This window comes from Staphylococcus parequorum (assembly GCF_039237145.1).
GTDB lineage: Bacteria > Bacillota > Bacilli > Staphylococcales > Staphylococcaceae > Staphylococcus > Staphylococcus equorum_A.
In genome coordinates this window covers 1,886,092-1,898,582 of sequence record NZ_CP150682.1, presented here as the reverse complement: position 1 = coordinate 1,898,582, position 12,491 = coordinate 1,886,092, and the positions used below count along the sequence as shown (strand labels likewise).

Annotated in this window: 9 protein-coding genes; 8 read left to right on the top strand and 1 reads right to left on the bottom strand. The window is 31.4% G+C overall.

The annotated features are described in order from the left end of the window. Window positions 1-2 precede the first annotated feature (2 nt). From AAA453_RS09165 to sbcC, 6 genes are all read left to right on the top strand, one after another. Window positions 3-221, top strand: coding sequence for a hypothetical protein (locus tag AAA453_RS09165; RefSeq protein WP_427704523.1), 219 nt, complete (start codon window positions 3-5; stop codon window positions 219-221). A gap of 151 nt (window positions 222-372) precedes the next feature. Further along, window positions 373-594, top strand: coding sequence for a hypothetical protein (locus AAA453_RS09160; RefSeq protein ID WP_423164729.1), 222 nt, complete (start codon window positions 373-375; stop codon window positions 592-594). 526 nt (window positions 595-1,120) lie between these two features. Beyond that, window positions 1,121-1,306: a hypothetical protein gene (locus tag AAA453_RS09155; RefSeq protein WP_057512104.1), complete on the top strand. Its 186-nt coding sequence runs from the start codon at window positions 1,121-1,123 to the stop codon at window positions 1,304-1,306. Between the two features lie 397 nt (window positions 1,307-1,703). Then, window positions 1,704-2,171 carry a CcdC family protein gene (locus tag AAA453_RS09150; RefSeq protein ID WP_002507699.1) on the top strand — a complete coding sequence of 156 codons (468 nt, stop codon included), beginning with the start codon at window positions 1,704-1,706 and terminating at the stop codon, window positions 2,169-2,171. A 312-nt stretch (window positions 2,172-2,483) separates the two neighbouring features. Further along, entirely contained in the window at window positions 2,484-3,614 is a 1,131-nt protein-coding gene (gene sbcD, locus AAA453_RS09145) for an exonuclease subunit SbcD (protein WP_427704521.1), read from the top strand. Next, entirely contained in the window at window positions 3,615-6,644 is a 3,030-nt protein-coding gene (sbcC, locus tag AAA453_RS09140; protein WP_427704519.1) for an exonuclease subunit SbcC, read from the top strand. A 580-nt stretch (window positions 6,645-7,224) separates the two neighbouring features. On the opposite strand, the gene mscL is transcribed toward sbcC, so the two are convergent. Then, window positions 7,225-7,575, bottom strand: coding sequence for a large conductance mechanosensitive channel protein MscL (gene mscL, locus AAA453_RS09135; RefSeq protein ID WP_069832151.1), 351 nt, complete (start codon window positions 7,573-7,575; stop codon window positions 7,225-7,227). Between the two features lie 201 nt (window positions 7,576-7,776). Between mscL and AAA453_RS09130 the strand changes: the two genes are divergently transcribed. Both AAA453_RS09130 and acnA read left to right on the top strand, forming a co-directional pair. Further along, window positions 7,777-9,420, top strand: a complete 1,644-nt coding sequence (locus AAA453_RS09130) for a glycine betaine uptake BCCT transporter (RefSeq protein WP_427704518.1) — start codon at window positions 7,777-7,779, stop codon at window positions 9,418-9,420. A gap of 348 nt (window positions 9,421-9,768) precedes the next feature. After that, on the top strand, window positions 9,769-12,474 hold the full coding sequence (acnA, locus tag AAA453_RS09125; protein WP_427704516.1) for an aconitate hydratase AcnA: 2,706 nt from the start codon (window positions 9,769-9,771) through the stop codon (window positions 12,472-12,474). Window positions 12,475-12,491: the final 17 nt, after the last annotated feature.

Below are 12,491 nucleotides of genomic sequence, written 5' to 3'. Positions count from 1 at the left end.
GCATGACAAACAACGCAAACGATGTACCGCAACAGATGTATGATAAAGTGCAACGATTGTTAGATTCTGATATAACGGCAAATAAAATTCAAGTTGATACCGGCGTAGATAGAGGCATAATAAGTAGATTAAGAAACGACAAAGCGAAAATAAATAATTTGAGATTTGGTAAAATCGTTGTTTTATACAATTACGCCAACAAGTACCCGGAATTAAAATAATTTCGGTAAATCACTTAGTAGGTAGCGCATGAATTATTAATTTTTGATATATTGAGTGTATTGCATTTATACATATCAAATACGTTAATAATTTCGTGTTCCTTCCATTATATGGTAAAAAGAAGGAATGACTTTAAAAGGGGTGTAAGTGATGTTTGTGATAGGTGGTATATTGTCGCAAATTGGTATTAGTTTAGTTATGGCAATTATAGTTACTTTGATAATGTTGTTTGTCGTTATGTATGCAGTTACGCCATTAATGGCGATAGAAAACAATATTATGCAAGTTATAGCCGGCATTATATTTTTTGGATTACCGACAGCAACTTTTATAATTGTTTTCTTTTTATCGTTATCTACTGATTATTCATAACGGTTTACGTTATTTTTCGTAAAAACAAGAATATACGTTCTGTTTTAAAAATATTTATACGAACATATAAAAGCGTGATATTTAATATTCAGTGGCAACAGATTGGCAACCAAAAGGTTAAAGTATATTTTACTTTGCCGTCATGACGGGGTTTATAGACTTTAACAAATATAAACAAAAACGCCATTGTTACGCTATTTTTGACTGTTCGTATCAAATGATGACAATGATGAACAAAAATCAACAAGATCAAATGAAAAAAACAAAATAATGTTCTATAAAGGGTTCGAGCCAATAAGTGAATTGGTTTGAACCTTTATTTTTTAACAATAAGATTAAATCATTAAATCCTTAGCCATATTAAATATTTTCAAAGTGAATGATAGTTTTATCAAGATGTTTATGTCGCGAACCCTAAAGTATTCAATAATTAAAATGTGAACTTTATATTTCAAATATTCAGAAAACATTTGATTGTGATATGATTTTTGTTATAATTGTGTATATATAAGGGAGGTATCGATAAGTGAAGGATGCTTATGACATGGAAGACAGAGAAGTATTAGATCGACTAGCTAATATGCACATTAACTTTCCGAACGATGAAGCTTTTAAGAAATATCATAACGCAATGCAAATTCATGATATGAATTATCTTAGATATACACTAAATGATGCATTATCAGCATGTGTTAATTCACATGTGCAATAGAGCAAAAATGATAGAATAAACCTTTACCAAGGTTCATTCACATTGTCGACAAAGTCTTAAAGACTTTGTTGGCATTTTTTATGGTGTATGTTTTAGATTTTTTAGTCTCACAAAGCTTTAGTCATAGCACTTCACTTTCCCAAGAATAAAACAATAGAAAAAATTATATTATTCGCATAGATGTTAAGCATATTTAGTATAAGAAATTTATTATTTATAGAGGGAAAAGATATTGATAGTTGTTATTTACTTAATTTAAAAATGCTAATATATACTATGTAATGTTAGAAACGAGAAAATAGTGGAAAACGAATTAAAAATACTGATTAATATTTTGTTAAGTGATATACTATCGAAAGTAAATATCATCTTATAGAAATTTAAAGAAGGTGTAAGTGTGTTATATTTAGTAATTTCTATAATTTTCGCTTTTATAATGGGACTAGGTGCTATCTTTGTGCGAATGAAAGCGCAAAATTTTCCAGTTAATGAAAAGAAAATTATATTACCACCATTTTTTATGGCAACAGGTGCTTTAATGTACGTTGTTCCATATTTTAGATTAACTGGTCTTGAAATTGTAGAATGTATTATTTTAGGTATAGCGTTTTCTACAATTTTAATATGGACATCTAAATTTGAAACTCAGGGCAGTGAAATATATATGAAACGCTCTAAAGCTTTCCCTATCATTCTTATTTCACTACTGTTAATACGTACATTACTTAAAATATTTATTAGCAATAAAATAGACCCAGGAGAAATTGGTGGCATGTTTTTCTTACTTGGTTTTTCTATGATTGTTCCTTGGCGTTTAGCAATGTTATATAAATATAAAAAGCTTAAAAGCACGTTAATTCAATAGTTTGTAGAGGCTGGGGCATAAATACATGTCTCAGCCTCAATTGTTATATTGGCAGTAGTTGAAAGAAGTGGAAATTCCTTTATATGTAACTTTTAAAGCATTAGTTCTTCATTTATGAAGATAAGTAGTTCTTATATAAGCGCTGAAGCTATTGTCTTTTTTTATAGTCATCTTTGTGTTCTGGAGTCATATGACAAAATTTTATTAGAAAAATTAGCTTTTTGTCTCATCGCCATTATGGTTATACTTGTCTTAGTAGTAAAAATATTATAATATATAAATACGAACAAACGTTCTATTAGAGGTGTTAAAATGAAAGTAATACATACTGCCGATTGGCATTTAGGCAGAATTTTAAATGGTAAATCATTATTAGAAGACCAAGCATATATTTTAAATCGTTTTATAGAAGCAATGGAAAATGAACAACCGGATGTCATAGTCATTGCGGGTGATTTATATGATACGAGTTATCCGAATAAAGATGCGATTCAATTATTAGAAAGTACAATTGATACTTTGAATCTAGAGATGGGCATTCCGCTCATTATGATAAGCGGTAACCATGATAGTAAAGAACGATTGAACTATGGTTCCAAGTGGTTTGAAAAATCAAATTTATATATACGTACAAAACTTGAAGATATGAATGTACCTATTTCAATTGGGGCTATAGATTTTTATACGTTACCGTTTGCAACAATTAATGAAACTCAACATTTTTTAAAAGATAATACGATAGAAACTTATCAACAAGCTTTAAGTAAATCTATTGAATATATGAGTAATAATATAAATAAGAATAATACCAATATTCTTATTGGTCACTTAACTGTACAAGGTGGTGTGCGTTCAGAATCAGAGAGACCTTTATCTATAGGGACAGTCGAATCTGTAGAAGCTGATTCGTTTCAACAGTTTGATAGAGTTATGCTGGGTCATCTACACCATCCGTTTAGCATAGATTCTGATTTTATAAGCTATAGTGGGTCTATACTCCAATATTCTTTTTCAGAAGTGGATCAACCTAAAGGGTATAGAACCATTGAAATTAATGAAGATACGATTAAAGAGAAATTCATACCGATTGCGCCTTTAAGACAATTAGAAGTTGTAGAAGGCGATTACGAAGACGCGATACAAGAAAAATTAAAGGTAAAAGATAAAGATAATTATTTACACTTCAAATTAAAACATATGTCTCATGTCAGTGATCCAATGGTACATTTAAAACAAATTTATCCTAATACATTGGCACTTACAAACCAGACTTTTGATTTTAGTGCACACATTCATCAAGATAACTATGAAATTCAAAAATTAGATGATGAAACGATAATTGATAAATTCTATAAAAATATTACTGATGAAGAACTAACACAAACTCAAAGTAAAACAGTAGCTAAGGTGTTAAATGATTTGCTCGAAGGAGAATCTGAATAAATGAGACCTTTAACATTAAATTTAAATAATTTCGGACCTTTCTTAAAAGAAATGATAGATTTTAATAACGTAAAAGATAATCAACTTTTTTTAATCAGTGGTAAAACTGGATCAGGTAAGACAATGGTTTTTGACGCAATTGTCTATGCACTTTTTGGTGAAGCGTCTACTAAAGATAGAAAAGAGAGTGATTTAAGAAGTCATTTTGCAGATAGCAAGACACCTATGATTGTAGAATTTGAATTTAAACTAAGAGACCATATTTTTAAGATTGTGCGACAAGGTGCATTTATTAAAGAAGGTAATAAAAATAAAACGCTAGGCCAGTTAGCAATATACCAATACGAAGACAATGAATATAATCTCAGAGAGAGTAAAATAAATACGGGTAATCAATTTATCAGAGATTTATTAGGCGTAAACGCTGAGCAATTCAGACAACTTTTTATATTACCTCAGGGAGAATTCAAGAGATTTTTACTATCTAAAAGCTCAGAGAAGCAAGAAATTTTAAGGACACTTTTTAATAGTCAGCGTTTTGAAGAAATACAGAAACACTTGAGTAACGACGTAAAAGAAGTTAGAGAACAAATTGAAAAAAGATTCAATATGTTAGAAAATAATTGGCATGATATTGAAACATTTAACGATGAACTATTAACTGAATATAAAACAATCAATGCTAGACAAACAAATCGAATTATGAAAGTATTACCAGAATTTAAAGAAAAAGCACGAAAAATACAACAAGAAATAAAAGAAAAAAAGAGTAAATATAAAGATGAAGTGACCACGGCAGAAAATAATTTAAATTATAATTTAAAACTTGAAGAAGCATTAACGCAGCTTAAAGAGAAACAACTGCAATATGAACAGTTACTTTTAGTTGATGACGAAATCAAAAAGAAAATCCAACTATTAAATGAAATTTATGAAGTAAGACCGTTAGCTAATTTGTTAGAGTCTAAAGAAACGTTAACTTTAAAAAAAGAAAAATCAATAAAAGATATCGAAGAAAAAGAAAAATCGATTAATTCACTCAAAGATAAGTCACATGAAAATAAAAAACAACTCGAAAAACATTTACAGTCTTCAGATATATTAGAAGGTTTTAGAAAGTATGTAGAAAAATGTAAGTTGTTTTATGATAAAGCAAGTAAATATCGAGAGGCATATCATCAACGTGAAACAATAAATAAAGCTTATAAAACACTTGAAGAAAAGGTTAAAACACAAAAGCAACTACTGGATGATCTCGCTAAGAAGTTAAACCATCGTAACAGTGATTATAAAAAAGTTGAATTGCTTAATGCACAAATTTATAATTTAAATAATGAAATCAAAGAGTTAAAACAGAATGAACTCAAAAAAATTGAATTTGAAAGCTTACAAAACAGAAAAAAACAAAAGTTAACAGATATAGAAAAATTTCATATGCAGCTTCAACAATTAGATGACAAATACTCTAATATAGACAAAACGAATATAGATTTAAACAATAAAAAGGATATTATTGCAAAAGTTCAATCAGCATTAAATTCAGGTGATACATGCCCGATTTGTGGAAATGAAGTACATTCAATTGAGCAACATCTAGACTTTGATGAACTAACTGAAAGACATCAAGCGTTAACTGCAATAGAAGAACAACATAAAGATATAAAAGAGAAAAAGATAAAATGTGAAAGTGAATTAAACTATTTAAATGAACAAATAGAAAAATTTTCTCAAGAAGAGCTTAATAATACGAATTATCGTGAACTTGAAAAGCGTATTGATTATAAATATGATGAAAAAGAGAATTTAGAAAAAGAAAATGAAGAGATTAATCAATTAAAAGAACAATTACAAAAAAACGAACAAACTTATCATACGCTTGAATTAGATATGAAAAATAAGCAACATACTCTAAGAGAAAATGATATTACTATAAATGATTTCGAACATAACACCGAACTTGATAATGTTGCTAAGTTTGTGAAAGCTTATGAAAGTAATTTAGAAAAGATAAAAGAATATGACAATGTTTTTAATAAATTAGAACAAAATATTCTAAATAGTAACCAACAACTGTCTATTGAAGAAAATAGTAAAGCATATTTAGAATCAAGTTTAAAAGAATTAAAAAATGAATTGGAAAATATGAATCTGAAGATAGATGAAGAAATGGATAGAATTGGCTTCACTCAATTTGAGCAGGTGGAAGCAACAATAGTTAAAGTAGCAGATAAAGACAAAATTGAAGCAGAGGTCAATACTTACAATAAAGAGAAACAGTCATTAGAATTAGTTATTACACAGCTTAGTGAAGAAACAAAAAATAAAAAACTTGAAGATAGCCAACATTTAAAAGAAATCTATCAACAAAAGCAACAAGTATTAGACAAGATAGCTACGGAATTAAGCCAACATGAATATAAGATTGATTTTAATCAGAAGAAAATCAATGAGATTAATTCAATTATAGAAACATTAGAAAAGGAATTGAAAGCACAGCAAGAAGTGTTTCAATTAGCCGAAATATTGTCAGGTAAAAATGATCAAAAGTTAACGTTAGAAAACTATGTATTAATTTACTACTTGGAACGAATTCTTGCTCAAGCCAATCAACGTTTAGCATTGATGACAGGGCAACGCTACCAATTAACAAGAAGAGAACAAATATCACAAGGTTACAGTGGACTTGAAATAGACGTCTTTGACTCGCATTCGAATCAATCTCGACATATTTCATCATTATCTGGTGGAGAAACTTTCCAAGCATCATTAGCCTTAGCATTAGGACTTAGTGAAGTAGTTCAACAAGAGTCTGGAGGAATTGCTTTAGATTCTATGTTTGTAGATGAAGGTTTCGGAACATTAGATCAAGAAACATTAGAAACAGCGTTAGATACATTACTGAGTTTGAAATCTACAGGGAGAATGGTAGGTATTATTTCTCACGTAAGTGAACTTAAGCAAAGAATTCCGTTAATACTTGAAGTTAGTACAGAGCAATATCAAAGTACTACACAATTTAAAAGGCAATAATTGAATAAGGGATTGGTACAGAAATCTAGTTTTTCTAAAAAGATTTCATCGCATGAGCCCAGCCCGGCAAAGTTGACTATAAAGTTGAATACAAAAGCATGATATAAGCATATTTTCAATTCAGTCAGCTACTGCCAATATGCTTATAGAGGAGTCTGAGACATAGGCTTCATAGTAAACTAAAAAATGGTGGTTTCTACGTGAAATAAAGTAGAAACCACCATTTTTAATCGCTTATCCATTTTAGTAGCTCAATGAGTTGCTATTTTTCTTATATTTATTGCCATTAATACTAATTCTACTTCTCGTTTAACTTTAGGTAACCCACGAAGTGACATTCATTTGAAACTCAAAATAGCATTCAAGAAACCAAAAACTGGTTATACATCAATGTTTTTTGGTTGTTGAATTATTAGAAAATGATGGTGCTTTGGGTTGACCCATGCAGGAAATACGCTAGTCAAAGACTACGTCAGGCTGAGGCTTTGTCTGCGGTAAACATGCATAAAAAATACCAACAAAATCGTTAGACTTAGTTGGTAGTAAGAAGCAATGGATATCAAATGCTTATTGCTTTTTATTAATTTTTTTCACGTAGTAAATCACGAATTTCTGTTAGTAATACAGTATTTTCTTCTACTTCTTCTTCTTCAGGTTTCATTAAGGTGTTTGCAATTTTAACAAAGATGAATAATGCAAAAGCAATGATAATGAAATCTATAATTGATTGTACAAACATACCATATTCGATGCCCATGAATGTCCAACTTTTTGCAAAGTCAACAGTTCCGAAAATCAAGCCAATTAAAGGCATGATGATGTATGCAACTAGTGCTGTAACAATTTTGTTGAAAGCTGCACCCATTACTACAGCTACCGCTAAATCTAAGACATTACCTTTTAATGCAAATTCTTTAAATTCCTTCAACATTTTATAACACCTCTTAATTAAATATAAATTTTATTATACAATAAGTTTTAAATAAAGAGAATAGTTTTTTTAACTAAATTTGATATTAACACTAGGGTTTGTTATTCTAATACGTGGCGAAAGATAAAAATAGAATTTATAGTGTTTTTTCTATTTAGGATTTTAAAAAATTAAATAAGATGAGAAAGGGAGTTATTATTAATGAATTCTTCTAACGATAGACTTAGTGGTAAGAAAATATCTCCAGTTTTTATCTATAGTGCGATACTCGTAGCGATTGTAGTACTTATAGGTGCATTCTTGCCTGAACAGTTTGACACTGTAACAAATACAATCAAACTATGGATAACAGAAAAACTTGGATGGTATTACTTAATACTTACAACGTTCATTGTTTTCTTCTGTGTTTTCCTAATATTTAGCCCAATCGGTAAACTGAAACTTGGTAAACCGAATGATAAACCTGAATTTAATACAATTTCATGGTTTGCGATGTTATTTAGTGCTGGTATGGGAATTGGACTTGTATTCTATGGAGCGGCTGAACCAATGGCTAACTTTGCTGCGCCACCAACTGCAGATCCAAAAACAACTGAAGCGTATACTGAAGGTTTACGCGCAACATTCTTCCATTGGGGCTTCCACGCATGGGCAATTTATGGCGTAGTAGCATTAGCGCTAGCGTATGCTCAATTTAGAAAAGGCGAACCAGGACTTATTTCTAGAACTTTACGACCTATCTTAGGCGATAAAGTAGAAGGTCCTATTGGAACAATAATCGATGTATTAGCAGTATTTGCTACTGTTGTTGGTGTTGCCGTATCACTTGGTATGGGCGCATTACAAATCAATGGTGGTTTGAATTACTTATTCGGAATTCCAAATAATATATGGGTACAAGCAATTATTATTGTGATTGTAACTATATTATTTATCATGAGTGCTTGGTCTGGATTAAGTAAAGGTATCCAATATTTAAGTAATCTAAATATTAGTTTAGGTTTAATATTGATGATAGCTGTACTTATTATTGGCCCAACTGTATTAATTTTAAATATGATGACAAGTTCAACAGGTAGTCTATTGAACTCGTTCCTATTTAACTCATTTGATACAGCAGCTTTAAACCCTCAAAAGAGTGAATGGATGTCTAGTTGGACACTTTACTATTGGGGCTGGTGGTTAAGCTGGAGTCCATTCGTAGGTATATTTATTGCACGTGTATCTAAAGGACGTTCTATCCGTGAATTTATTTCTGGTGTACTTTTAGTGCCTGCATTAGTAAGTTTCGTTTGGTTCAGTGTATTTGGAGTACTAGGTATTGAAACTGGTAAGAAAAATCCTGAAATATTCGATATGACCGTAGAAACACAACTCTTTGCTGTGTTTAACGAAATACCTATGGGTATTATATTATCAATCGTTGCATTAATATTAATTGCATCATTCTTTATTACTTCAGCAGACTCAGCTACATTCGTATTAGGTATGCAAACGACATATGGTTCGTTAAATCCTTCGAATTACATTAAAGTAACTTGGGGTATTGCACAATCATTAATTGCTTTCGTATTATTATTTGCAGGTGGGGGTGATGGTGCACAAGCACTGAACGCGATTCAGAGTGCCGCCATTATAAGTGCCTTGCCGTTCTCCTTTGTAGTTATAATGATGATGGTTTCATTCTACAAAGATGCCAATAAAGAGCGTAAGTTCTTAGGCTTAACATTGACGCCTAACAAACATAGATTGCAAGATTATGTGCAACATCAAGAAGATGATTATGAAGATGACATTATTGAAAGACGTAAACCATTAAGAGACGATGAAAAAAACGAAAAATAATGTGAATTAACTGGGGGATCCTAATGGGCCTCCAGTTTTTTTGTGCGCAAAAAGATTAAATATTAAGCAGGAGCGGTTTTTGTTAAAGCGTTTAATATAAATAAAAAATATAAGCAAAACAGTAAAAAGAATTGTATATATAATTAAATATAGGTGATAATGATTCTCAATTGATAACATTAACTTATTACACAATCATAGCGTGATAAGTTATACTTATACATACTGATTGAAAAATCAAATCTAAATTATATAGGTTTCTAGTATTATGTAGTTGTTTTAAGTTGCATTTAATTATACAATTCAGATAACGGCATATAATCAATATAAATTTCAAGGGGGATTTTTATGGCTTCTAATATCAAACAACAAGCGAAAAAATCGTTTGAGCTTAACGGAAAATCATATACATTTTATGATTTAAATACGTTAGAAGAACAAGGTTTAACGAAAGTATCAAAATTACCATACTCAATTAGAGTATTACTAGAGTCTGTTTTAAGACAAGAAGATGGTTTTGTAATCACTGATGAACACATCAAAGCATTATCTGACTTTAACAAAGGCGCAGAAGGCGAAGTACCATTTAAACCATCTCGTGTTATTCTACAAGATTTCACAGGTGTTCCTGCAGTTGTAGACTTAGCATCATTACGTAAAGCAATGAATGATGTTGGCGGAGATTTGGATAAAATCAACCCAGAAGTACCAGTAGATTTAGTTATTGACCACTCAGTTCAAGTTGATAGCTATGCAAATCCAGATGCATTAGAACGTAATATGAAATTAGAATTTGAAAGAAACTACGAACGTTATCAATTTTTAAATTGGGCTACTAAAGCATTTAACAATTATAGTGCAGTGCCACCAGCAACTGGTATCGTTCACCAAGTTAACTTAGAGTATTTAGCAAATGTTGTTCATGCTCGTGAAGTAGATGGTGAAACTGTAGCGTTTCCTGACACATTAGTTGGTACTGACTCACATACGACAATGATTAATGGTCTTGGTGTATTAGGTTGGGGCGTAGGTGGTATCGAAGCCGAAGCAGGAATGCTTGGTCAACCTTCATACTTCCCAATCCCTGAAGTGATTGGTGTTAGATTATCTAACGCATTACCACAAGGTGCAACAGCTACAGATTTAGCTTTACGTGTGACTCAAGAGTTACGTAAACAAGGCGTGGTTGGCAAGTTTGTTGAATTCTTTGGTCCAGGTGTACAACATTTACCATTGGCAGACCGTGCAACTATTGCAAACATGGCTCCAGAATATGGTGCGACTTGTGGTTTCTTCCCAGTAGATGAAGAAGCATTAAAATATATGCGCTTAACAGGTCGTTCTGAGGATCAAATCCAACTTGTGAAAAAATATTTACAAGAAAACAGCATGTTCTTCACAGTAGAAGATGATGAACCAGAATATACTAAAGTTGTTGAATTAGATTTATCAACTGTTGAAGCTTCATTAGCAGGACCAAAACGTCCTCAAGATTTAATTTTCTTAAGTGATATGAAAACTGAATTCCAAAAATCAGTTACTGCACCAGCAGGTAACCAAGGTCACGGATTTGATGAGAGCGAGTTTGATAAAACTGTTGATATTGAATTTAAAGACGGTTCAAGTACAACAATGAAAACGGGCGACCTAGCTATTGCTGCAATTACATCATGTACAAATACATCTAACCCATATGTAATGTTAGGTGCTGGACTAGTTGCTAAGAAAGCAGTAGAAAAAGGATTAGAAGTGCCAGAATACGTTAAGACTTCATTAGCACCAGGTTCAAAAGTTGTTACAGGCTATTTAAATGATTCAGGTTTAAACAATTATCTTGATAAACTTGGATTCAACCTTGTAGGTTATGGTTGTACAACTTGTATTGGTAACTCAGGTCCATTACGTGAAGAAATTGAAAAAGCTATAGCAGAAGAAGATTTATTAGTTACATCTGTATTATCAGGTAACCGTAACTTTGAAGGACGTATCCATCCTTTAGTTAAAGGTAACTACTTAGCTTCACCACAATTAGTTGTTGCTTATGCTTTAGCAGGTACAGTAAATATCGATTTACAAAATGAACCACTAGGTAAAGGCAAAGATGGCGAAGATGTATATCTAAAAGACATTTGGCCTACAATTAAAGAAGTTTCAGATACTGTAGATAATGTTGTTACACCTGAATTGTTCAAAGAAGAGTATGCAACGGTATACAATAATAATGAAATGTGGAACGAAATCGATGTTACAGATAAACCGTTATATGACTTCGATTCTGAATCTACTTATATTCAAAACCCTTCATTCTTCCAAGACTTATCTAAAGAGCCAGGAACAATTGAATCACTTAAAAATTTACGTGTTATGGGTAAATTTGGAGATTCAGTAACAACTGACCATATTTCGCCAGCAGGTGCTATTGGCAAAGACACACCAGCAGGTAAATACTTATTGGATCATGATGTTCCAATTCGTCAATTTAACTCATATGGCTCACGTCGTGGTAACCATGAAGTTATGGTCCGTGGTACTTTCGCTAATATTCGTATTAAAAACGAATTGGCTCCAGGTACAGAAGGCGGATTCACAACGTATTGGCCAACAGGTGAACAAATGCCAATATACGATGCAGCAATGAAATATAAAGAAGATGGCACTGGTTTAGTAGTATTAGCTGGTAATGACTACGGTATGGGATCTTCACGTGACTGGGCAGCTAAAGGTACAAACCTTTTAGGTGTTAAAACAGTTATTGCTCAAAGTTACGAACGTATTCACCGTTCAAACTTAGTTATGATGGGTGTTTTACCTTTACAATTTAAAGACGGAGAGTCTTCAGAAAGTTTAGGTATCGATGGAACTGAAGTTATTTCAGTTGATATTGATGAAAATGTTAAACCTCATGATTTAGTTAAAGTACAAGCTAAAAAAGAAAATGGTAAAGTCATTGAATTTGAAGCAGTTGCACGTTTTGATTCAAATGTAGAAATGGATTATTACCGCCATGGTGGTATCTTACAACTTGTATTAAGAAAAAAATTAGCTAGTAATTAATAACTTAATGATTACAC

Coding starts and splice junctions, on each gene's coding strand:
- AAA453_RS09165 (WP_427704523.1), top strand. CDS start 3: ATGACAAACAACGCAAACGATGTACCGCAACAGATGTATGATAAAGTG.
- AAA453_RS09130 (WP_427704518.1), top strand. CDS start 7,777: ATGAATTCTTCTAACGATAGACTTAGTGGTAAGAAAATATCTCCAGTT.
- AAA453_RS09160 (WP_423164729.1), top strand. CDS start 373: ATGTTTGTGATAGGTGGTATATTGTCGCAAATTGGTATTAGTTTAGTT.
- sbcD (WP_427704521.1), top strand. CDS start 2,484: ATGAAAGTAATACATACTGCCGATTGGCATTTAGGCAGAATTTTAAAT.
- acnA (WP_427704516.1), top strand. CDS start 9,769: ATGGCTTCTAATATCAAACAACAAGCGAAAAAATCGTTTGAGCTTAAC.
- sbcC (WP_427704519.1), top strand. CDS start 3,615: ATGAGACCTTTAACATTAAATTTAAATAATTTCGGACCTTTCTTAAAA.
- mscL (WP_069832151.1), bottom strand. CDS start 7,575: ATGTTGAAGGAATTTAAAGAATTTGCATTAAAAGGTAATGTCTTAGAT.